The 22907-nt window shown below is 70.1% G+C and carries 21 protein-coding genes; 18 read left to right on the forward strand and 3 right to left on the reverse strand.

The features are described from left to right. The first annotated feature begins 140 nt into the window (after positions 1-140). The 8 genes from ruvC to QIS96_RS33615 all read left to right on the forward strand — a co-directional run bounded on the left by ruvC (position 141) and on the right by QIS96_RS33615 (position 9505). A complete protein-coding gene (ruvC, locus tag QIS96_RS33580) occupies positions 141-683 on the forward strand; it encodes a crossover junction endodeoxyribonuclease RuvC (RefSeq protein WP_282546612.1) in 543 nt (180 codons plus the stop codon). After that, the gene (ruvA, locus tag QIS96_RS33585; protein WP_282546613.1) at positions 680-1291 is read left to right on the forward strand and encodes a Holliday junction branch migration protein RuvA; all 612 of its coding nucleotides are present in this window, start codon (positions 680-682) and stop codon (positions 1289-1291) included. The genes ruvC and ruvA overlap by 4 nt, the downstream gene beginning before the upstream one ends. A gap of 101 nt (positions 1292-1392) precedes the next feature. Then, positions 1393-2469: a Holliday junction branch migration DNA helicase RuvB gene (ruvB, locus tag QIS96_RS33590; RefSeq protein ID WP_282546614.1), complete on the forward strand. Its 1077-nt coding sequence runs from the start codon at positions 1393-1395 to the stop codon at positions 2467-2469. A 164-nt stretch (positions 2470-2633) separates the two neighbouring features. Beyond that, on the forward strand, positions 2634-3158 hold the full coding sequence (gene yajC / locus QIS96_RS33595; protein WP_282546615.1) for a preprotein translocase subunit YajC: 525 nt from the start codon (positions 2634-2636) through the stop codon (positions 3156-3158). A gap of 144 nt (positions 3159-3302) precedes the next feature. Next, positions 3303-5060, forward strand: coding sequence for a protein translocase subunit SecD (secD, locus tag QIS96_RS33600; RefSeq protein ID WP_282546616.1), 1758 nt, complete (start codon positions 3303-3305; stop codon positions 5058-5060). A gap of 1 nt (position 5061) precedes the next feature. Next, entirely contained in the window at positions 5062-6195 is a 1134-nt protein-coding gene (gene secF / locus QIS96_RS33605; protein ID WP_282546617.1) for a protein translocase subunit SecF, read from the forward strand. Continuing rightward, complete coding sequence (locus QIS96_RS33610; RefSeq protein ID WP_282546618.1) at positions 6192-6731, forward strand: adenine phosphoribosyltransferase; 540 nt, start codon at positions 6192-6194, stop codon at positions 6729-6731. Before secF ends, QIS96_RS33610 begins: the two co-directional genes overlap by 4 nt. Positions 6732-6943: 212 nt before the next feature. Further along, entirely contained in the window at positions 6944-9505 is a 2562-nt protein-coding gene (locus QIS96_RS33615; RefSeq protein WP_282546619.1) for a RelA/SpoT family protein, read from the forward strand. A gap of 74 nt (positions 9506-9579) precedes the next feature. Here the strand turns inward: QIS96_RS33615 and QIS96_RS33620 are convergent, their stop codons facing one another. Together QIS96_RS33620 and QIS96_RS33625 are read right to left on the reverse strand one after the other, a co-directional pair. Further along, entirely contained in the window at positions 9580-10812 is a 1233-nt protein-coding gene (locus QIS96_RS33620) for a DUF349 domain-containing protein (RefSeq protein WP_282546620.1), read from the reverse strand. Between the two features lie 154 nt (positions 10813-10966). Beyond that, a complete protein-coding gene (locus QIS96_RS33625; protein ID WP_282546621.1) occupies positions 10967-11806 on the reverse strand; it encodes a peptidylprolyl isomerase in 840 nt (279 codons plus the stop codon). A 180-nt stretch (positions 11807-11986) separates the two neighbouring features. On the opposite strand from QIS96_RS33625, the gene QIS96_RS33630 reads away from it, so the two are divergent. The 5 genes from QIS96_RS33630 (at position 11987) to QIS96_RS33650 (ending at position 16927) form a co-directional block, all read left to right on the forward strand. Then, positions 11987-12700, forward strand: a complete 714-nt coding sequence (locus QIS96_RS33630) for an MBL fold metallo-hydrolase (protein ID WP_282546622.1) — start codon at positions 11987-11989, stop codon at positions 12698-12700. A gap of 11 nt (positions 12701-12711) precedes the next feature. Beyond that, positions 12712-13974 carry a histidine--tRNA ligase gene (gene hisS, locus QIS96_RS33635; RefSeq protein WP_282546623.1) on the forward strand — a complete coding sequence of 421 codons (1263 nt, stop codon included), beginning with the start codon at positions 12712-12714 and terminating at the stop codon, positions 13972-13974. A gap of 89 nt (positions 13975-14063) precedes the next feature. Further along, positions 14064-14507, forward strand: a complete 444-nt coding sequence (locus QIS96_RS33640; protein WP_282546624.1) for a hypothetical protein — start codon at positions 14064-14066, stop codon at positions 14505-14507. A 212-nt stretch (positions 14508-14719) separates the two neighbouring features. After that, complete coding sequence (locus QIS96_RS33645) at positions 14720-15352, forward strand: vitamin K epoxide reductase family protein (protein WP_408907300.1); 633 nt, start codon at positions 14720-14722, stop codon at positions 15350-15352. An 84-nt stretch (positions 15353-15436) separates the two neighbouring features. Further along, entirely contained in the window at positions 15437-16927 is a 1491-nt protein-coding gene (locus tag QIS96_RS33650; protein WP_282546626.1) for a replication-associated recombination protein A, read from the forward strand. 242 nt (positions 16928-17169) lie between these two features. On the opposite strand, the gene QIS96_RS33655 is transcribed toward QIS96_RS33650, so the two are convergent. Beyond that, positions 17170-17859 (reverse strand): DUF2470 domain-containing protein, encoded by a 690-nt coding sequence (locus QIS96_RS33655; protein WP_282546644.1) that lies wholly within the window; start codon positions 17857-17859, stop codon positions 17170-17172. A 191-nt stretch (positions 17860-18050) separates the two neighbouring features. Between QIS96_RS33655 and rpsD the strand changes: the two genes are divergently transcribed. From rpsD to ruvX, 5 genes are all read left to right on the forward strand, one after another. Further along, positions 18051-18665, forward strand: coding sequence for a 30S ribosomal protein S4 (gene rpsD, locus QIS96_RS33660; protein ID WP_282546627.1), 615 nt, complete (start codon positions 18051-18053; stop codon positions 18663-18665). A gap of 219 nt (positions 18666-18884) precedes the next feature. After that, a complete protein-coding gene (locus tag QIS96_RS33665; protein ID WP_282546628.1) occupies positions 18885-19340 on the forward strand; it encodes a DUF948 domain-containing protein in 456 nt (151 codons plus the stop codon). Positions 19341-19347: 7 nt separating this feature from the next. Further along, positions 19348-19704 carry a DUF6167 family protein gene (locus QIS96_RS33670; RefSeq protein ID WP_282546629.1) on the forward strand — a complete coding sequence of 119 codons (357 nt, stop codon included), beginning with the start codon at positions 19348-19350 and terminating at the stop codon, positions 19702-19704. Continuing rightward, a complete protein-coding gene (gene alaS, locus QIS96_RS33675; RefSeq protein WP_282546630.1) occupies positions 19704-22373 on the forward strand; it encodes an alanine--tRNA ligase in 2670 nt (889 codons plus the stop codon). The genes QIS96_RS33670 and alaS overlap by 1 nt, the downstream gene beginning before the upstream one ends. Continuing rightward, positions 22373-22849: a Holliday junction resolvase RuvX gene (gene ruvX, locus QIS96_RS33680; RefSeq protein ID WP_282546631.1), complete on the forward strand. Its 477-nt coding sequence runs from the start codon at positions 22373-22375 to the stop codon at positions 22847-22849. The genes alaS and ruvX overlap by 1 nt, the downstream gene beginning before the upstream one ends. Positions 22850-22907 lie beyond the last annotated feature (58 nt).

Consider the following 22907-nt stretch of genomic DNA (forward strand, 5'->3'; position numbering starts at 1 on the left):
CGCGCACTGCGCGTCGCACGGCGAACTCCGCTGCACGGCAAGGGCCGACGGGACACACGCCCCGTCGGCCCTTCGCCTTGGCACCGGTTGTCAGTGGCAGCCGATAGCCTGCACAAACAGATGAGCGAAGGAGGGGCGGCGTGCGTGTGCTCGGTGTGGACCCAGGTCTGACCCGCTGCGGTGTGGGGGTCGTCGAGGGCGTCGCAGGACGCCCCCTGACGATGCGAGGCGTCGGCGTCGTCCGCACGCCCGCCGACGCCGAGTTGGGCCACAGACTCGTCGCCATCGAGCAGGGGATCGAGCAGTGGCTCGACGAGCACCGGCCCGAATGCGTCGCAGTGGAGCGGGTGTTCAGCCAGCACAACGTGCGTACGGTCATGGGCACCGCCCAGGCCAGCGCCGTCGCCATGCTGTGCGCCTCGCGCCGCGGCATCCCCGTCGCCCTGCACACGCCGAGCGAGGTCAAGGCCGCGGTCACCGGCAGCGGTCGGGCGGACAAGGCCCAGGTCGGCGCCATGGTCACGAGGCTGCTGCGGCTTGCCGCCCCGCCCAAGCCCGCCGACGCCGCGGACGCCCTGGCCCTCGCCATCTGCCACATCTGGCGCGCCCCCGCCAAGAACCGACTCCAGCAGGCAGTTCAGCAACAGGCAGCCCTGCACGCATCGAAAGGCCGCACGCCATGATCGCCTTCGTCAGCGGACCCGTGGCCGCACTCGCCCCCGACGCCGCGGTGGTCGAGGTCGGCGGCATCGGCATGGCCGTCCAGTGCACCCCGAACACCCTGTCCGGCCTGCGCGTGGGCCAACAGGCCAAGCTGGCCACGTCGTTGGTGGTGCGCGAGGACTCCCTCACGCTCTACGGCTTCGCCGACGACGACGAGCGCCAGACCTTCGAGCTGCTGCAGACCGCGAGCGGCGTCGGACCGCGCCTGGCCCAGGCCATGCTCGCCGTGCACAGCCCGGACGCCCTGCGCATCGCCGTCGCCGGCGGCGACGAGAAGGCGCTCACGGCCGTCCCCGGCATCGGTAAGAAGGGCGCCCAGAAGCTGCTCCTCGAACTGAAGGACCGCCTCGGCGAACCCCTCGGCACCGGCGGCCCCGCCATCGGCACGGCCGTCACCGCCGGCTGGCGCGACCAGCTGCACGCGGCCCTGATCGGCCTCGGGTACGCCACGCGCGAGGCCGACGAAGCGGTCGCCGCCGTGGCCCCCCAGGCCGAGGCCGCCGAGGGAACGCCGCAGGTCGGCCAGCTCCTGAAGGCCGCGCTGCAGACCCTCAACCGGGCCCGCTGACCGCGTCCGCTGACCGGCACGGCCCGGGTCCGCCGGAAGCCGCCGGCGCTCACCCGACCCGTATCGCAGACCACCGCACCCACAACCCCGAGGCCGCCACCGTGAACTGGGACCCCACACCGACCGACACCGCCGCCGACGGCCGCCTCGTCGGGGCCGCCGCGGACGGCGAGGACCAGGCCGTCGAGGCGGCCCTGCGCCCCAAGTCCCTGGCCGAGTTCGTCGGCCAGGAGCGGGTGCGCGAGCAGCTCGACCTCGTCCTCAAGGCCGCCCGCCAGCGCGGCGCCACGGCCGACCACGTCCTGCTCTCGGGCGCCCCCGGCCTCGGCAAGACCACGCTCTCCATGATCATCGCGGCCGAGATGGAAGCCCCCATCCGCATCACCAGCGGCCCCGCGATCCAGCACGCGGGCGACCTGGCCGCGATCCTGTCCTCACTGCAGGAGGGCGAGGTCCTCTTCCTCGACGAGATCCACCGGATGTCACGCCCCGCCGAAGAGATGCTTTACATGGCGATGGAGGACTTCCGGGTCGACGTCATCGTCGGCAAGGGCCCCGGCGCCACCGCCATCCCGCTCGAACTCCCGCCCTTCACCCTGGTCGGCGCCACCACGCGCGCCGGACTCCTGCCGCCGCCCCTGCGCGACCGCTTCGGCTTCACCGCGCACATGGAGTTCTACGGCCCGAGCGAGCTGGAGCGCGTCATCAGCCGCTCCGCCGAGCTGCTCGACGTGACGATCGAGGCCGACGGCGCGGGCGAGATCGCCGGCCGCTCCCGTGGCACGCCCCGGATCGCCAACCGCCTGCTGCGCCGCGTGCGGGACTACGCCCAGGTCAAGGCGGACGGCACCGTCACCCGAGAGATCGCCGCCGCCGCCCTCAAGGTGTACGAGGTGGACGGCCGGGGCCTCGACCGCCTCGACCGCGCGGTCCTCCAAGCCCTGCTCAAGCTCTTCGGCGGCGGCCCCGTGGGCCTGTCCACCCTGTCCGTCGCGGTGGGGGAGGAACGTGAGACCGTGGAAGAGGTCGCCGAGCCCTTCCTCGTAAGAGAGGGACTCCTCGCCCGTACGCCCAGAGGCCGCGTCGCCACCCCGGCGGCCTGGGCCCACCTCGGACTCACGCCCCCGCAGGGCGGCGGAACGGGAGGAACGGGGCAAGGGGACCTGTTCAGCAGCTGACGGTGCGGGCGCTCGCAGGCCCAGGAACCCCAGTGCCATGCTGAGCGTTGTTCCTTAGGCGCGGGCTCGCTTAGACTCCGCCGATGCCGCCCTCCCGGGCGGCGTGCCCACCCCCAATACACAGGCCGCTCAACGCGCGGTCGCGCGAAGGAAAATTACGTCCCGTGGATATCGTGACCTTCCTCCCGTTCATCGTGCTCATCGGGGCCATGTTCCTGATGACGCGCTCCGCCAAGAAGAAGCAGCAGGCGGCGGCGACGATGCGCAATGAGATGCAGCCCGGCACCGGCGTCCGCACGATCGGCGGCATGTACGCCGTCGTCAAGGAGGTCACCGAGGACACCGCCACGCTCGAGGTGGCGCCCGGAGTCCACGCGATCTATGCGAAGAACGCGATCGGCGCCGTCCTCGACGACGAGGAGTACAACCGCATCGTCCACGGCGCCGAGCAGGACCTGAAGTCGGACACCCCGGTCGTGCCGGACGACGCCTCCTCGCTGACCGAGGGTGACGAGCCCGCCGCCGACGAGTCGCCTGTGGACCTCGGCAAGAAGGACGCCGACGCGGACGAGGACGCCCCGAAGAAGGACGCCGACGCCGACGCGGACACCCCGAAGGCCGACGAGGACGCTCCGAAGTCGGACGAGGACGCGCCGAAGAAGACCGACGGCGAGGCCGACGCGAAGTAGTCACGACCGAGGACCGCGGAGTGCCCCGAGCGCCCCGCGGTCCTTCGGACGTGCTGGCTTCGTCCGGTTTCACCCCCCACCACTTCATGGCCGCCCACGGCGCGTGTTCGGGTTCCGGGCGGTTGGACAGGGAGAAACGACAAGGTGGCAGCACCTAAGAAGGGCCGGAGGCCGAGCGGCCAGGGCAAGCCGGGCAGGGCCCTGGCGTTCATCCTGATCGCCATGGTGGCGCTGACCGGAGGGATGTTCTTCTCCGGCCACACCACTCCGCGCCTGGGCATCGACCTCGCCGGCGGTACGAGCATCACGCTCGAGGCCAAGAACGAGCCCGGCAAGCCGAACGCGATCAACAAGACCAATATGGACACCGCGGTCGGCATCATCGAGCGCCGTGTCAACGGCCTGGGCGTCTCCGAGGCGGAGGTCCAGACCCAGGGCGATCGCAACATCATCGTCAACATCCCCAAGGGGACCAACGAGAAGCAGGCCCGCGAGCAGGTCGGCACGACCGCTCAGCTCTACTTCCGCCCGGTCCTGACGATGAGCGCGGGCAAGCCCACGCCCGACCCCTCAGCCAGCAAGACCCCTGACCCCTCGGCGTCCGGCAAGGACAAGCCGAAGGCCGGCAGCGGCGACGAGCACGCCACGCCCACCGCGAGCCCGACCACGCAGGGCCGTGCGGTCACCGACGGCCTGAAGGCCGACCCGACCCCCTCCGCGGGCGAGAAGGGCAAGGGCGACGAGAAGCCCTCCGCCACCGAGACGCCCAAGCCGGACGCGGACGACGCCGCCGCCGCGAAGAAGCTGCAGGCGCAGTTCATGGCGCTCGACTGCACCAAGAAGGACCAGCGGGTCAAGGCGGCGCAAGGCGTCAAGTCCAGTGACCCGATGGTCGGTTGCGGCAAGAACGCCATCGGCCAGTGGGAGAAGTACATCCTCGGTCCGGCGGAGGTCGACGGCAAGGACGTCGACGACGCCCAGGCGGTCATCAACGACCGCGGCCAGTGGATCGTCACGATGAAGTTCAACAGCAAGGGCGCCGACAAGTTCTCGAAGATCACGACCCAGCTGAAGACGCAGCAGTCGCCGCAGAATCAGTTCGGCATCGTGCTCGACGGCGAGGTCGTCTCCGCCCCCAGCGTCAGCGAGACCCTGAGCAAGAGCGCCGAGATCTCCGGCAGCTTCAACCAGGAGTCCGCGACGGAGCTGGCGAACATCCTGTCGTACGGTGCGCTCCCGCTGACCTTCCAGGAGCAGAGCGTCACCTCGGTGACCGCCGCCCTCGGCGGTGAGCAGCTGCAGGCCGGCCTGATCGCCGGCGCCATCGGCCTCGCCCTGGTCGTCGTCTACCTCGTGGTCTACTACCGCGGCCTGTCCCTGATCGCCCTGCTCAGCCTCCTCGCCTCCGGCATCCTCACGTACACGCTGATGTCGCTGCTCGGGCCGGCCATCGGGTTCGCGCTGAACCTGCCGGCGGTCTGCGGTGCGATCGTCGCCATCGGCATCACCGCCGACTCGTTCATCGTGTACTTCGAGCGGGTCCGGGACGAGGTCCGTGAGGGCCGCAGCCTCCGCCCCGCCGTCGAGCGGGCCTGGCCGCGCGCCCGGCGCACCATCCTGGTCTCCGACTTCGTGTCGTTCCTGGCCGCGGCGGTGCTGTTCATCGTGACCGTCGGCAAGGTGCAGGGCTTCGCGTTCACGCTCGGCCTGACCACGCTCCTCGACGTCGTCGTGGTGTTCCTCTTCACCAAGCCGCTGATGACGCTGATCGCCCGCCGCAAGTTCTTCGCGAACGGCCACCCGTGGTCCGGACTCGACCCGAAGCGCCTCGGCGCCAAACCCCCGCTGCGCCGCTCGCGCACCCGTCGCGTGCCCGGCTCCGTCGACCCGAAGGAGGCGTGAGATGTCGAAGCTCGGCAACCTCGGCGCCCGGCTCTACCGCGGCGAAGTCGGATACGACTTCATCGCCAAGCGGAAGGTCTGGTACGGCGTCTCGATCCTCATCACCATCACGGCCATCGTGGCCCTGGCGGTGCAGGGGCTGAACCTGGGCATCGAGTTCAAGGGCGGCGCGGTCTTCACCACGCCCAAGACCGAGGCCTCCGTCGCGCAGGCCCAGGACGTCGCCGAAGAGGCCTCCGGCCACCAGGCCATCGTCCAGAAGCTGGGCAACGGCGGCGTCCGGATCCAGGTCAGCGGCGTCGACACCGCCAAGTCCGACCAGATCAAGGCGGAGCTCGCCACGGACCTGAAGGTCCCGGCGAACGACATCAACGCCGAACTGGTCGGCCCCAGTTGGGGTGCGCAGATCGCCAACAAGGCCTGGATGGGTCTCGGCATCTTCATGATCCTGTGCGTGATCTACCTGGCGATCGCCTTCGAGTGGCGCATGGCCGTCGCCGCCCTCGTCGCCCTGATCCACGACATCACGATCACCGTCGGTGTGTACGCACTGGTCGGCTTCGAGGTCACCCCGGGCACGGTGATCGGTCTGCTGACCATCCTCGGTTACTCGCTGTACGACACGGTCGTGGTCTTCGACTCCCTGAAGGAGCAGTCGAAGGGCATCACGAAGCAGACGAAGCAGACCTACAGCGAGGTCGCCAACCTCTCCATCAACAGCACCCTGGTGCGCTCCATCAACACCACGGTGGTCGCGCTCCTGCCGGTGGCGGGCCTGCTGTTCATCGGTGGCGGCGTCCTCGGCGCCGGCATGCTGAACGACATCTCGCTGTCCCTGTTCGTCGGCCTCGCCGCCGGCGCGTACTCCTCGATCTTCATCGCCACGCCGCTCGTCGCCGACCTCAAGGAGCGCGAGCCGCAGATGAAGACGCTCAAGAAGCGGGTGCTCGCCAAGCGCGCGCAGGCCGCCGCGAAGAGCGAGTCGGAGTCCGCGGACGAGGGCGACGAGGCGGGCGACCTGGGACCGGTGGACGCCGCCGCGGCGGGTGCCGCATCGGGCGTCGTCGGCCAGCGCCGTACCCAGCCGCAGGCGCGCAACCGCGGCCGCGGCCGACCCTCGGGGAAGCGCCGATGACCGACGTCAAGGAACTGCTGCTCAGCCGGATCCGGGACGTCCCGGACTACCCGAAGGCCGGCGTGATGTTCAAGGACATCACCCCACTGCTCGCCGACCCGACGGCGTTCACGGCGCTCACCGGCGCCCTCGCCGACCTGTGCGTCGAGCACGGTGCGACGAAGATCGTCGGCCTGGAGGCACGCGGCTTCATCCTCGCGGCGCCGGTCGCGGTCCGCGCCGGCGTCGGCTTCATCCCCGTACGCAAGGCGGGCAAGCTCCCCGGAGCGACCCTGGCCCAGTCGTACGAGCTGGAGTACGGCAACGCCGAGATCGAAGTACACGCCGAGGACCTGGCCGCGGGCGACCGCGTCCTGGTGATCGACGACGTCCTCGCGACCGGCGGCACCGCCGAGGCCTCGCTGCAGCTCATCCGCCGCGCGGGCGCCGAGGTCGCGGGCCTCGCCGTACTGATGGAGCTCGGCTTCCTCGGCGGCCGGGCACGCCTTGAGCCCGCGCTCCTGGGCGCACCGCTGGAGGCGCTGCTCACCGTCTGAGCACCGCGGACCACCGTCCGATCGCCGTCCGACGGGCACGATCGAGCCAAGGGCGGGCACCCGGCACAGTCCGGGCGCCCGCCCTTCGCACGCCCACAGGGAGATCACCCCGCGCAGGGGTTATCCACAGTGGGCACGAGCCCGAGCGCAAGGATCGATACCATGGCAGTCCGGACCTGATCGGGGGGCCGGACCCTGCATGAGGAGCACTCTTGCCAGACGAGGCCCGTCAGCCACTCGCCGCCGCGCAGCCCGAGCCCGACCAGCCGGCCGAATCGGCCGCGGCGCCCGCTGCCACGCCCGCCGAGAGCGAGAAGAAGCAGGCACCCAAGGCGGAGAGCGACCACGTGGCCGAAAAACCCCGCCCCGCGCCGAAGCCCGCACCGCCTGCGGCCCCCGCCCAGCCTGCCCCGCCCGCAGCGAAGGGCCCCGCGAACCAGGCCCCCGCGATGCGCCCGGCCGCGGCCAACCCGTCCCGCTCCGCCTCCTCCAACCGCGTGCGGGCCCGCCTCGCCCGCCTCGGAGTCCAGCGCTCGAACCCGTACAACCCGGTGCTCGAACCGCTCCTCCGGATAGTGCGGAGCAACGACCCGAAGATCGAGACGGCGACGCTGCGCCAGATCGAGCGGGCCTACCAGGTCGCCGAGCGCTGGCACCGCGGTCAGAAGCGCAAGAGCGGCGACCCGTACATCACGCATCCGCTCGCCGTGACGACCATCCTCGCCGAGCTCGGCATGGACCCGGCGACGCTGATGGCGGGCCTGCTGCACGACACGGTCGAGGACACCGAGTACGGCCTGGACACCCTGCGCCGGGACTTCGGCGACCAGGTCGCGCTGCTCGTCGACGGCGTCACCAAGCTGGACAAGGTCAAGTTCGGCGAGGCCGCGCAGGCCGAGACGGTCCGCAAGATGGTCGTCGCCATGGCCAAGGACCCGCGCGTCCTGGTCATCAAGCTCGCCGACCGCCTGCACAACATGCGCACGATGCGGTACCTGAAGCGGGAGAAGCAGGAGAAGAAGGCCCGCGAAACCCTGGAGATCTACGCCCCGTTGGCGCACCGACTGGGCATGAACACCATCAAGTGGGAGCTGGAGGACCTCGCCTTCGCGATCCTCTACCCCAAGATGTACGACGAGATCGTCCGCCTCGTCGCCGAGCGGGCCCCCAAGCGCGACGAGTACCTGGCCATAGTGACCGACGAGGTCCAGGCCGATCTGCGCGCCGCCCGCATCAAGGCCACCGTCACCGGCCGCCCGAAGCACTACTACAGCGTCTACCAGAAGATGATCGTCCGCGGCCGTGACTTCGCGGAGATCTACGACCTGGTGGGTATTCGGGTCCTCGTAGACACGGTCCGCGACTGCTACGCGGCCCTGGGCACCGTCCACGCCCGCTGGAACCCGGTTCCGGGGCGGTTCAAGGACTACATCGCGATGCCCAAGTTCAACATGTACCAGTCGCTGCACACCACGGTGATCGGCCCCAACGGCAAGCCCGTCGAGCTGCAGATCCGCACGTTCGACATGCACCGCCGCGCCGAGTACGGCATCGCGGCGCACTGGAAGTACAAGCAGGAGGCCGTCGCCGGCGCCTCCAAGGTGCGCTCGGACGCCCCCAAGGGCGGCGGCAAGGACGACCACCTCAACGACATGGCGTGGCTGCGCCAGCTCCTCGACTGGCAGAAGGAGACCGAGGACCCCGGCGAGTTCCTGGAGTCCCTGCGCTTCGACCTCTCGCGCAACGAGGTCTTCGTCTTCACGCCGAAGGGCGACGTCATAGCGCTCCCGGCGGGCGCGACCCCGGTGGACTTCGCGTACGCGGTGCACACCGAGGTGGGCCACCGCACCATAGGAGCCCGGGTCAACGGCCGGCTCGTCCCCCTCGAATCCACCCTGGACAACGGGGACTTGGTGGAGGTCTTCACCTCCAAGGCGGCCGGCGCGGGACCGTCCCGTGACTGGCTCGGCTTCGTCAAGTCGCCGCGGGCGCGCAACAAGATCCGCGCCTGGTTCTCCAAGGAGCGCCGCGACGAGGCCATAGAGCAGGGTAAGGACGCCATCGCCCGCGCGATGCGCAAGCAGAACCTGCCCATCCAGCGCATCCTCACCGGCGACTCCCTGGTGACGCTCGCGCACGAGATGCGCTACCCGGACATCTCCTCGCTGTACGCGGCGATCGGCGAAGGCCATGTCACCGCGCAGAGCGTCGTGCAGAAGCTGGTGCAGGCACTCGGCGGCGCGGAGGAGGCCGGCGAGGACATCGCCGAGACCGCCACCCCGGTCCGCGGCCGCAGCAAGCGCCGCTCGAACGCCGACCCGGGCGTCATGGTCAAGGGCGTCGAGGACGTGTGGGTCAAGCTCGCTCGCTGCTGCACCCCGGTGCCGGGCGACCCCATCATCGGCTTCGTCACCCGCGGCAGCGGCGTCTCCGTGCACCGCGCGGACTGCGTCAACGTCGACTCCCTTTCGCAGCAGCCCGAGCGGATCCTCGAGGTCGAGTGGGCGCCCACCCAGTCCTCGGTCTTCCTCGTCGCCATCCAGGTCGAGGCCCTGGACCGCTCCCGGCTCCTGTCGGACGTCACCCGCGTCCTGTCCGACCAGCACGTCAACATCCTGTCGGCGGCCGTCCAGACCTCCCGCGACCGCGTCGCCACCTCCCGCTTCACCTTCGAGATGGGCGACCCCAAGCACCTGGGCCACGTCCTCAAGGCGGTCAGAGGAGTGGAGGGCGTCTACGACGTGTACCGCGTGACGTCGGCCCGCAGACCGTAACCCCACGCAGGCATACGAAAGGGGCTCCCGTACGCGAAGTACGGGAGCCCCTTTACGTACGTACGAGAAAGGCGTCAGCCGCCGAACTCGTGCAGGCCCTTCAGCGCCTGGTCGAGCAGCGCCTGGCGGCCGTCGAGCTCCTTCTGGAGCTTGTCGGCGCGGGCGTTGTTGCCCTGCGCGCGGGCCGTCTCGACCTGGCCATTGAGCTTGTCGACCGCGGCCTGCAGCTGACCGGTGAGCCCCTCGGCACGCGCGCGTGCCTCCGGGTTCGTACGCCGCCACTCCGCTTCCTCGGAGTCCTGCAGGGCGCGCTCCACGGCGTGCATCCGGCCCTCGACCTTCGGGCGGGCGTCACGCGGGACGTGGCCGATGGCCTCCCAGCGCTCGTTGATCCCCCGGAACGCGGCGCGGGCCGCCTTCAGGTCGGTGATCGGCAGGAGCTGCTCGGCCTCGTCGGCGAGCGCCTCCTTGAGCTTCAGGTTCTCGGCCTGCTCGGCGTCGCGCTCGGCGAAGACCTCGCTGCGGGCCGTGAAGAACACGTCCTGGGCGCCGCGGAAGCGGTTCCACAGGTCGTCCTCGTGCTCGCGCTGGGCGCGGCCCACGGCCTTCCACTCGGCCATCAGCTCGCGGTAGCGCGCGGCCGTCGGACCCCAGTCCTTGGAGTTCGACAGCGCCTCGGCCTCCGAGACGAGCCGCTCCTTGGCCTTGCGGGCCTCCTCGCGCTGCGCGTCGAGCGCCGCGAAGTGGGCCTTGCGGCGCTTGGAGAACGCGGAGCGCGCGTGCGAGAAGCGGTGCCAGAGTTCGTCGTCCGACTTGCGGTCCAGACGCGGCAGGCCCTTCCAGGTGTCCACGAGCGCGCGCAGCCGCTCGCCCGCGGCCCGCCACTGCTCGCTCTGGGCCAGCTCCTCCGCCTCGGCGACCAGCGCCTCCTTGGCGTGCTTGGCCTCGTCCGCCTGCTTCGCCTTCTCGACCTTGCGCTCCTCGCGCCTGGCCTCGACGCTCGCCACCAGCTTGTCCAGCCGCTTGCCGAGGGCTTCCAGGTCACCCACCGCGTGCGCGTCGGTGATCTGCTCGCGCAGGTGCTCGATGGCGGTCGTCGCGTCCTTGGCCGACAGGTCGGTGGTCTGCACCCGGCGCTCGAGAAGGCCGATCTCCACGACCAGGCCGTCGTACTTGCGCTTGAAGTAGGCAAGGGCTTCGTCGGGCGAGCCTGCCTGCCACGAACCGACGACTCGCTCGCCTCCGTCGGCCGTACGCACGTACACGGTCCCCGCCTCGTCGACGCGGCCCCACGGGTCGCTGCTCACAGCGCCTCCTCCACATGATGCCTGCGCGGGGTTCGCCCGGGGCATCGTCCACAGTTTCTTCAGGGCAGCCGCACACGGCGCCCTGCACAACGCCAACATAGGCGACGGGCAGGGCGGCTGTCCGCATCCAGCACCACCGAACTTGCCCTGCTGGTCAAGACTTCCTGACGGTCGCCTTGTCGATGACCACAGTGGCGTTCGGAGCCGTGTTGCCGGAGGTCGGGTCGGGCTGCGCGGCGCCCGCTTTCGCGATCTTCTTCAGGACCTTCATGCCGGCCTCGGAGACCGTGCCGAAGGGCGTGTAGTCGGGCGGCAGTTGGCTGTCCTGGTAGACGAGGAAGAACTGGCTGCCGCCGGTGTCCCGGCCCTTGCCGTCCTGCGGGTTGTACTGGTTCGCCATCGCGACCGTGCCCGACGGGTAGACGTTGTCCTTCAGGCTCTTGTCCTTCAGGTTCTCGTCCGGGAGCGTGTAACCGGGGGTGCCGGTTCCGGTGCCCGTCGGGTCGCCGCACTGCAGGACGTAGATGCCCTGGTTGGTGAGGCGGTGGCACTTGGTGTGGTTCAAGTAGCCCTTGTTCACCAGGAAGTCGAACGAGTTGACCGTGTGCGGCGCGGCCGAGGCCTTCAGGTCGATGTCGATGTCACCGCAGGTCGTGGCCAGACTCATGGTGTAGTCGGCGGACTGGTCGATGGCGAGCTTCGGCTCCTCCTTGAAGCTCATCTTCTCGACCTTGCCGGGCGCCGGCTTCTCACACGGGTCGTCGATCTTCGGGGTGGCGGACGGCTTGGCCGCAGCGTCCGTGTCCTTCTTGTCGTCGCCGGTGAAGGCGCCCGCGGCCACCGCTCCGCCGCTCGCCGCGAGCACCACCACGAGGGACGCGGCGATGATCGCGTTACGTCGCTTCGCCTTGCGGCGTGCCGACTCCCGCCGCTCCTGCTGGCGGGCGAACTTCTCCCGGGCGAGCTGACGCCGCCGCTGATCGCTGGTGACCACCGGGTCTTCTCCTTGTACGTCTTGTGCACGGTCCTGACCGCCTGAGCTTGCCCCGTACCGTATATGGGTTAGCTGTGCGCCGAGCCGCGCCGGTAGGCTGCGTGTATTGCGATCTGGTGTCGCCGCCGCCTCGGCAGGTGAACCGCCGCACTTCCCGTCGGACCACCTTTAAGGACGAACGTGCTGATTGCCGGGTTCCCCGCCGGGGCCTGGGGGACCAACTGCTACTTGGTCGCCCCGGCCGCAGGCGAGGAGTGCGTGATCATCGACCCCGGCCACCAGGCCGCCGAAGGCGTCGAGGAAGCACTCAAGAAGCATCGGCTCAAGCCCGTCGCGGTCGTCCTCACGCATGGCCACATCGACCATGTCGCCTCGGTCGTCCCGGTCTGCGGAGCGCACGACGTTCCCGCCTGGATCCACCCCGAGGACCGGTACATGATGAGCGACCCCGAGAAGGGCATCGGCCGCTCCATCGGCATGCCGCTGATGGGCGAGCTGACCGTGGGGGAGCCGGACGACGTGCGCGAGTTGGGCGACGGCGCCCGACTGCAGCTGGCCGGGCTCGACTTCTCCGTCGCGCACGCACCGGGGCATACGAAGGGGTCGGTGACGTTCCAGATGCCCGAGGCCGCGGACATCCCGTCCGTGTTCTTCTCGGGCGATCTGCTCTTCGCCGGCTCCATCGGACGCACCGACCTGCCCGGCGGTGACATGGACGACATGCTCGAGTCGCTGGGCCGTGTGTGCCTGCCGCTCGACGACTCGACCGTGGTCCTGTCCGGGCACGGTCCCCAGACGACCATCGGCCAGGAGCGCGCCACCAATCCGTATCTGCGCCAGGTGGCCGCAGGCCAGGGAGCCCAGCACCAGCAGGCTCCGCGACGAGGAATGTGACGAGAGTTTCCGTGAGCACTTTTCAGGCCCCCAAGGGCACGTACGACCTGCTTCCGCCCGATTCCGCGAAGTACCTCGCGGTGCGTGAGGCGATCTCCGCGCCGCTGAAGAACTCCGGGTACGGGTACATCGAGACGCCCGGCTTCGAGAACGTCGAGCTGTTCTCGCGCGGCGTCGGCGAGTCCACCGACATCGTCACCAAGGAGATGTACGCCTTCGAGACCAAGGGCGGCGACAAGCTCGCGCTGCGCCCCGAGGGCACCGCGTCCGTGCTGCGCGCCGCCCTGGAGGCCAACCTGCACAAGGCGGGCAACCTCCCGGTCAAGCTCTGGTACTCGGGCTCGTACTACCGCTACGAGAAGCCGCAGAAGGGCCGCTACAGGCACTTCTCCCAGGTCGGCGCCGAGGCGATCGGCGCCGAGGACCCGGCCCTGGACGCCGAGTTGATCATCCTGGCCGACCAGGCGTACCGCGCGCTCGGGCTGCGCAACTTCCGCATCCTGCTCAACTCCCTGGGCGACAAGGAGTGCCGTCCCGTCTACCGCGCGGCCCTGCAGGACTTCTTGCGCGGCCTCGACCTCGACGAGGAGACGCTGCGCCGCGCGGAGATCAACCCGCTGCGTGTCCTCGACGACAAGCGGGTCGACGTGCAGAAGCAGCTGGTCGGCGCGCCGGTCCTGCGCGACTACCTGTGCGACGCCTGCAAGACGTACCACGAGGAGGTGCGCGCCCTCGTCACGGCGGCGGGCGTCGCCTTCGAGGACGACGAGAAGCTGGTCCGAGGCCTGGACTACTACACGCGCACGACCTTCGAGTTCGTCCACGACGGCCTCGGCTCGCAGTCCGCGGTGGGCGGCGGCGGTCGGTACGACGGCCTGTCCGAGATGATCGGTGGCCCCTCGCTGCCGTCCGTCGGCTGGGCCCTCGGCGTGGACCGCACGGTGCTCGCCCTGGAGGCGGAGGGCGTGGAGCTCGAACTCCCCGCCGCCACCAGCGTGTTCGCGGTCCCGCTCGGCGAGGAGGCCCGCCGGGTGCTCTTCGGCGTCGTCACCGAGCTCCGCAAGGCGGGCGTCGCGGCCGATTTCTCGTACGGCGGCAAGGGCCTCAAGGGCGCGATGAAGAACGCCAACCGCAGCGGCGCGCGGTACGCGATCGTGGCCGGCGAACGCGACCTCGCCGAGGGCGTCGCCCAGCTCAAGGACATGGAGTCCGGCGAGCAGGAAGCGGTGGCCGTCGACGCACTCGTCGAGCTCCTCAAGAGCAAGCTCGGCTAGTTCGCGGGCAGTTGGGGCCCCGGGTGCGGTTCAGTGCACCCGGGGCCCTCGCGTGTTCGGGGCGGTTTCCTGTGCCCGATGATCTACGGATGGATCTCGACGAATTGCTGGTGGGGCACTGGAGCAGCCTTCCGCTCTCGTACGGCGTCATGGAGGCCTCCGAGCTCGGCTTCCTCGGTGACGGGTGGGGCTGGAGCACGTGGTTCAACGTGGGCGGGATGTGCGTCACACGCTTCGAGTGGAGATGCCCGGCGCTGGGGATCGTGGAGCTGCGTGCGCGATGGAGGGTGGAGGGGACTCCTGGGCCAGGGGCCGGCCCGGTGACGTTCGCGTCCGCGGAGCCGCCCGAGCCGGTGGACGACCTCACGCGGCGCTCGTATCGCATCGGTCCGGTCGTGCCCATGCCCGGTGCGGAGGCGGTCCCGGCGGTGACCTTCGAGGAACCGGTGGAGTTCTGCCACGAGTACGCCCGAGGGGCCGTGCGGATCCGGCGTGAGGAGGAACCGGCCCACAGGCTGCTGCCCGACCGGTAGGGCTCAACGGCCTTGGCGGAGACGGCGAGTTCACATCCGTGCCCGCTTCAGCATCCGCCTCCCTGTCCCTCTCCGTATCCGCATCCTTATGCGCATCGAACGGTGGACGCACAGGCTTGTGCGGCACAATGTGCGTGCCTGTGGGCCCCTGCGGCTCACCGGCCCTGTAACCCCCCACCACGAGCGACGGAAACGGCGTGATGAGCGAAACGATGTCTGCGAAGGACGGCGGCGGCCCGGACGGTCGGGAGCAGGCGGACGCGCCCCGCTCCGTCGGCGGCAGTCGTGCGTTGGCGCTGCTCCTTGTGATCACGGGCGCGGCCGGACTGCTCGCGGCGTGGGTGATCACCCTCGACAAGTTCAAGCTCCTCGAGGACCCGAACTTCACGCCCGGCTGCAGCCTCAACCCCGTGGTGTCCTGCGGCTCGATCATGGAGAGCGAGCAGGCGGCGGCCTTCGGCTTCCCGAACCCGATGCTCGGCCTGGTCACCTACGGGATCGTGGTGTGCGTCGGCATGAGCCTCCTCGCCCGTGCCCGCTTCCCGCGCTGGTACTGGCTGACCCTGAACGCCGGAATGCTGTTCGGCGTCGGCTTCTGCACATGGCTGATGTACCAGTCGCTGTACAACATCAACGCCCTCTGCCTGTGGTGCTGCCTCGCGTGGGTCGCCACGATCGTCATGTTCTGGTACGTCACCGCGCACAACGTGCGGCAGGGGATGCTGCCGGCGCCGGGCGCGCTGCGCGGGTTCTTCGACGAGTTCACCTGGGTCCTCCCGGTGCTGCACGTCGGCATCATCGGCATGCTGATCCTGACCCGCTGGTGGGACTTCTGGACCAGCTGACCCCCGTCCCCGCCGACCTGGGCTCTTCCTCGGCTCAGGGCAGCGCGGGGAGCGTTGTCAGTGGGGTGGCATAGGGTCGTGGACGTGGAGCCAGACCTCTTTACCGCCGCAGCCGAAGAACGCCAGGAGAAGGACCCGGCGAGCAGCCCCCTGGCCGTGCGCATGCGCCCGCGCACGCTCGACGAAGTCGTGGGGCAGCAGCACCTGTTGAAGCCGGGATCGCCGCTGCGCAGACTCGTCGGCGAGGGCGGCGGCGGCCCGGCGGGCCCCTCGTCGGTGATCCTCTGGGGACCTCCCGGCACGGGCAAGACGACCCTCGCGTACGTGGTGTCCAAGGCGACGAACAAGCGCTTCGTGGAGCTCTCCGCGATCACCGCCGGCGTCAAGGAGGTCCGCACGGTCATCGACGGCGCCCGCCGCGCGATGGGCGGCCACGGCAAGGAGACCGTCCTTTTCCTCGACGAGATCCACCGCTTCAGCAAGGCTCAGCAGGACTCCCTGCTGCCCGCCGTCGAGAACCGCTGGGTCACGCTCATCGCCGCGACGACGGAGAACCCGTACTTCTCGGTGATCTCCCCGCTCCTGTCCCGCTCCCTCCTCCTCACCCTCGAACCGCTCACGGACGACGACCTGCGCGCGCTGCTGCACCGCGCCATAGCGGAGGAGCGGGGGCTCGGCGGCTCGGTCGCGCTGCCCGCCGACGCCGAGGGGCACCTCCTGCGGATCGCCGGCGGCGACGCCCGGCGCGCACTGACCGCCCTGGAGGCCGGCGCCGGCTCGGCCCTGTCCAAGGGCGAGCAGGAGATCACGCTGCAGACCCTGGAGGAGTCGGTCGACCGCGCGGCCGTCAAGTACGACCGGGACGGCGACCAGCACTACGACGTCGCCAGCGCCCTGATCAAGTCCATCCGCGGCTCCGACGTCGACGCGGCGCTGCACTATCTGGCCCGCATGATCGAGGCGGGCGAGGACCCCAGATTCATCGCCCGGCGCCTGATGATCTCCGCGTCCGAGGACATCGGCCTCGCCGACCCGACGGCCCTGCCCACCGCCGTCGCCGCCGCCCAGGCCGTCGCCATGATCGGCTTCCCGGAGGCCGCGCTCACCCTGAGCCACGCCACCATCGCCCTGGCCCTCGCCCCGAAGTCCAACGCCGCGACGACCGCGATCGGCGCCGCCCTCGAAGACGTACGCAAGGGCCTGGCAGGACCCGTCCCACCGCACCTGCGCGACGGCCACTACAAGGGAGCTGCCAAACTCGGCCACGCCCAGGGGTACGTGTATCCGCACGACGTCCCGGGCGGCATCGCAGCCCAGCAGTACGCCCCGGACGCGATCCACGGCAGGCGCTACTACCAACCGACGCGGTACGGCGCCGAGGCGCGGTACGCGGACGTGGCCGACCGGGTCCGTGAGCGCCTGCGCGGCGAGACCCGAACCGAGAGACCGGCCCCGAAGAAGCCCGAGCCGCGCGCCGACCAGCCAAAACCCGAAGAGGCAGCCGCCAAGGCCAAGGCCGAGCCCAAGACCGAGCCCAAGCAGGAGACCGAGGCAGCAGCGGCCGACGCGCAGTAGCCCCAGCGCCTGAACCACGCCAACGACCTCGACGTCCTGCTCGCCGTCGACAAACAGGCCGACGCGGACAAGAGCAGCAAGACCCCCGACAAGTGGAAGCCGGGGCGGCGTACCACTGTGCGTATGCGCGACGCTGGACCGGCAACAAGGCCAAGTGGCGCCTCACGGTCACCGCGCCCTAGAAACGAGCGCTGCAGGACATGCTCGCCGCCTGCCCCAACTAGCCTCAGGCCGATGGGAGTTCAGTGCGCCGCGGCCTCGAAGAGCCGGTGCATCGCGCGCCGAAGAGCGACCACGTCCCGCACCGGCTCGGGAAAGTCGAAGCGGGCGTCGAACGTCGCGCCGTCCCGCTCGCCGACGAACCGCACCCGCAGCCCGTAGCGGTCGAGCGCCAACGGCACCGCGCGCTCCGGCAGCGAGGAACGCCCACCCAGCAGCGCGGTGAGGAGCTGCACCCGGTCCTCGTGCGCGGCGTGCAGATGCTGCAGCAGCTCCGCCTCGTGCGGGGCGAGCGGGTCGGCGACGGCGCGCGCGAACTCCTCCGGCTCCACGCCGTCCGCGCCCCACAGGTCGTCCACCGAGGCCTCGCCGACCTCGAGGCGCAACGTCATCCGCCCCGGCTCGGCGAGCCCCGGCACCCGGGTCAGCCAGCCGGAGATCCAGGCCCGGCCCCGGATACGGTGGGGGACGGAGACCGGCGCGACGTCCGTGATCTCCAGGACGGCCGGCAGCTCGTCGTCCTGCGCGTGCGTCGCCGCCCGCACGACGGGGGAGTCGGCCGGGAAGACCAGGTAGACGTCGCCGTCCGGCCCGACCGAGCGCTCGTCCGTGACCAGGTGCTCGGGCAGGGCCCCGGACACCCCCGGAGAGAGCAACACTCCGGAGCATGTACTCTGTACGAGAGTTCGTGTGCGTTCGGCTGCTGACGGCATCCGGATGGTTTCAAGCCCGCTGGGACGCGGCTGACCACGATCTGATCGGACCTCCGTCATATCGATGCCCCTTTGCGTTGGCGTCGGTTTTTCTGTGCTGTCCGTGACGTGACTGGTGTTCCCACGGCAAGACGCGCGATCTCCCTTAGCAAGGTGAGCCTAACCTAACCTATTTCGGAGGTCTGGAGAACGTGCCTAACCAGTCGCGTCCCAAGGTCAAGAAGTCTCGTGCTCTCGGCATCGCCCTGACGCCGAAGGCCGTCAAGTACTTCGAGGCCCGTCCGTACCCGCCGGGCGAGCACGGCCGTGGCCGCAAGCAGAACTCGGACTACAAGGTCCGTCTGCTCGAGAAGCAGCGTCTGCGCGCGCAGTACGACGTTTCCGAGCGCCAGCTCGTCCGCGCCTACGAGCGCGCCGCGAAGACCCAGGGCAAGACCGGCGAGGCCCTGGTCATCGAGCTCGAGCGTCGCCTCGACGCCCTGGTCCTGCGTTCGGGCATCGCCCGCACCATCTACCAGGCCCGCCAGATGGTCGTCCACGGCCACATCGAGGTCAACGGCAAGAAGGTCGACAAGCCGTCCTTCCGCGTCCGCCCCGACGACGTCGTGACCGTGCGCGAGCGCTCCCGCGCCAAGCACCCCTTCCAGGTCGCGCGTGAGGGTGGCTACGCCCCCGAGGGTGAGACCCCGCGCTACCTCCAGGTCAACCTGAAGGCCCTGGCCTTCCGCCTGGACCGCGACCCGAACCGCAAGGAAATCCCGGTCATCTGCGACGAGCAGCTCGTCGTCGAGTACTACGCCCGCTGATCCAGCAGGCGTAGCGACCCAGCGCGCACGGCCCGCCGCATCCCCGCCCTTCCCGGCGGAGGGAGCGGCGGGCCTTCGCACGTATGGCCCGAAACGGCGGCGCGCGGCCCGAGAACAGCGGCGTCCGGACTTATCCACAGGCGTGCGGAGCGCGCTGCCTGGCGCGATAAGGTCGGACGACGACTTTCAAGACCCCGAACCAGCAGAGAGCGGTGTGGTGTGACCGGTGGTGAGGTGGCCGGCATCCTGGTGGCGGTGTTCTGGGCGATCCTGGTGTCGTTCCTCGCCGTCGCCCTGGTGAGGCTGGCCCAGACGCTCAAAGCGACCACCAAACTCGTGGCGGACGTGACCGAACAGGCCGTCCCGCTGCTCGCCGACGCGTCCGCGACGGTCCGCTCCGCACAGACCCAGCTCGACCGGGTCGACGCCATCGCCACGGACGTCCAGGAAGTGACCTCCAACGCCTCGGCCCTGTCCACCACCGTCGCCTCGACGTTCGGCGGCCCCCTGGTCAAGGTCGCCGCCTTCGGGTACGGAGTGCGCCGGGCCATCAGCCGCAAGGGGCCCGAAACAAAGGACGTGCCCGCCCCCGCCACCCGGCGTACCGTGATCGTGGGCCGCACGGTGCCATCCTCCCGCCGGGGCAAGCGCAGACACCGGGACGAGAAGGACTGAGGCCGCGATGTTCCGCCGTACGTTCTGGTTCACCGCAGGCGCAGCCGCCGGTGTGTGGGCCACCACCAAGGTCAACCGCAAGCTCAAGCAGCTGACCCCCGAAAGCCTCGCGGCGCAGGCCGCGAACAAGGCGATCGACGCCGGTCACCGCCTCAAGGACTTCGCGCTCGACGTCCGCGACGGCATGGTCCAGCGCGAGGCCGAACTGGGCGACGCCCTGGGTCTGAACGCCCCGGAACTCCCCGAACTCCCGCCGCAGGCACGGATCGTGGCGATCGAGAACCACAACGCCGCGAGCCACAAGCCCGCACACCACGACAACAACCACACGAAGTACTCGTACAACCGGAATGAGGACCACTGATGGAGTCGGCTGAAATCCGCCGCCGCTGGCTGCGCTTCTTCGAAGAGCGTGGGCACACCGTCGTGCCGTCGGCGTCGCTGATCGCCGACGACCCGACGCTGCTCCTCGTCCCTGCGGGCATGGTGCCCTTCAAGCCGTACTTCCTCGGCGAGGTCAAGCCGCCCTTCGACCGCGCGACCAGCGTGCAGAAGTGCGTGCGCACCCCCGACATCGAAGAGGTCGGCAAGACCACGCGGCACGGCACGTTCTTCCAGATGTGCGGCAACTTCTCCTTCGGCGACTACTTCAAGGAAGGCGCCATCAAGTTCGCCTGGGAGCTGCTCACCAGCTCCGTCGCGGACGGTGGCTTCGGCCTCGACCCCGAGCGCCTCTGGGTGACGGTCTACCTCGACGACGACGAGGCCGAGACCATCTGGCGCGAGAAGGTGGGCGTCCCGGCCGAGCGCATCCAGCGCCTCGGCAAGAAGGACAACTACTGGTCCATGGGCGTCCCCGGACCCTGCGGCCCCTGCTCCGAGATCAACTACGACCGCGGCCCCGAGTTCGGCGTCGAGGGCGGCCCGGCCGTCAACGACGAGCGGTACGTGGAGATCTGGAACCTGGTCTTCATGCAGTACGAGCGCGGCGAGGGCACCTCGAAGGAGGACTTCGAGATCCTCGGCGAGCTCCCCAGCAAGAACATCGACACCGGTCTCGGCCTCGAGCGCCTCGCGATGATCCTGCAGGGCGTGCAGAACATGTACGAGATCGACACCTCCCGTGTCGTGATCGACAAGGCCACCGAGCTGACCGGCGTCGCCTACGGCGCGGCCCAGGACTCCGACGTCTCGCTGCGCGTGGTCTCCGACCACATCCGCACGTCCGTGATGCTCATCGGCGACGGCGTCACGCCCGGCAACGAGGGCCGCGGCTATGTGCTGCGCCGCATCATGCGCCGCGCCATCCGCAACATGCGCCTGCTCGGCGCCACCGGCCCGGTCGTCAAGGACCTCGTCGACGTCGTCATCGACACGATGGGCCAGCAGTACCCGGAGCTCATCACCGACCGCAAGCGCATCGAGACCGTGGCCCTCGCCGAGGAGGCCGCGTTCCTCAAGACGCTCAAGGCCGGCACCAACATCCTCGACACCGCCGTCACCGAGACCAAGGCCGCCGGCCACACGGTCCTGCCCGGCGACAAGGCGTTCCTGCTCCACGACACCTGGGGCTTCCCGATCGACCTCACCCTCGAGATGGCCGCCGAACAGGGCCTCTCCGTGGACGAGTCGGGCTTCCGGCGCCTGATGAAGGAGCAGCGGGAGCGCGCCAAGGCCGACGCCAAGGCCAAGAAGACCGGTCACGCCGACCTGTCCGCGTACCGCGAGATCGCCGACAACTCCGGCGCCACCGACTTCACCGGCTACTCCACCACCGAGGGCGAGTCGACGGTCGTCGGCCTGCTCGTCGACGGCGTGCCCTCGCCGGCCGCCGTGGAGGGCGACGAGATCGAGGTCGTCCTCGACCGCACCCCGTTCTACGCCGAGGGCGGCGGCCAGCTCGCCGACACCGGCCGCATCAAGCTCGACACCGGCGCCGTCATCGAGGTCCGCGACGTGCAGCAGCCGGTGCCCGGCGTCTCCGTGCACAAGGGCTCGGTCCAGGTCGGCGAGGTCACCGTCGGCTCCTCCGGTTTCGCCACGATCGACGTGAAGCGCCGCCGCGCCATCGCCCGCGCGCACAGCGCCACCCACCTCACGCACCAGGCGCTGCGCGACGCGCTCGGCCCGACCGCCGCCCAGGCCGGTTCGGAGAACTCGCCGGGCCGCTTCCGCTTCGACTTCGGCTCGCCCAACGCCGTGCCCGGCACCGTCCTCACGGACGTCGAGCAGAAGATCAACGAGGTCCTCTCCCGCGAACTCGACGTGCACGCCGAGGTCATGGGCATCGACGAGGCCAAGAAGCAGGGCGCCATCGCCGAGTTCGGCGAGAAGTACGGCGAGCGGGTCCGTGTCGTCACCATCGGCGACTTCTCCAAGGAGCTGTGCGGCGGCACGCACGTCCACAACACCGCCCAGCTGGGCCTGGTGAAGCTCCTCGGCGAGTCCTCCATCGGCTCCGGCGTGCGCCGCATCGAGGCCCTCGTCGGCGTCGACGCGTACAACTTCCTCGCCAAGGAGCACACGGTCGTCGCCCAGCTCCAGGAGCTGGTCAAGGGCCGTCCCGAGGAGCTCCCGGAGAAGATCTCCAGCATGCTCGGCAAGCTGAAGGACGCCGAGAAGGAGATCGAGAAGTTCCGCGCGGAGAAGGTCCTGCAGGCCGCCGCGGGCCTCGCCCAGGGCGCCAAGGATGTACGCGGCGTCGCTCTCGCCACCGGCCAGGTGCCGGACGGCACGGGCGCCGACGACCTGCGCAAGCTGGTCCTCGACGTGCGCGGCCGTATCCCCGGCGACCGCCCGGCCGTCGTCGCCCTGTTCACCACGGCCAACGGCCGCCCGCTGACCGTCATCGCCACCAACGAAGCCGCCCGCGAGCGCGGTCTCAAGGCTGGCGACCTGGTCCGTACGGCGGCCAAGACCCTCGGCGGCGGAGGCGGCGGCAAGCCGGACGTCGCGCAGGGCGGCGGCCAGAACCCGGAGGCCATCGGCGACGCCATCGCCGCTGTCGAGCGCCTCGTCGCCGAGACCGCGTAATGACCGCAGAGATCCGTCGCGGTCGCCGGATCGCGATCGACGTCGGGGACGCCCGGATCGGGGTCGCCTCGTGCGACCCCGACGGGATCCTCGCGACGCCGGTGGAGACCGTGCCGGGGCGTGACGTCCCGGCCGCCCACCGGCGGCTCAAGGCGATTGTCGAGGAGTACGAGCCGATCGAGGTCGTCGTCGGGCTCCCGCGCTCCCTCAGCGGGGGCGAGGGCCCGGCCGCGGCCAAGGTGCGCGGCTTCGCGCAGGAGCTCGCCCGCGGCATCGCACCGATCCCGGTGCGGCTCGTGGACGAGAGGATGACCACAGTGACGGCCAGTCAGGGACTGCGCGCCTCGGGCGTGAAGTCCAAAAAGGGCCGGTCCGTCATCGATCAGGCGGCAGCCGTGATCATCCTCCAGCAGGCCCTGGAGTCCGAACGGGCGTCAGGCGAAGCCCCGGGCGAGGGCGTCGAAGTGGTCATCTGATCGCGATACGGTAACGTTCCGCGCGATGCGGCGGTGTTCGAACAGCCGCCGCACAACG

Origin of the sequence: Streptomyces cavernicola, assembly GCF_029968035.1 — a bacterium.
Lineage (GTDB): Bacteria > Actinomycetota > Actinomycetes > Streptomycetales > Streptomycetaceae > Streptomyces > Streptomyces cavernicola.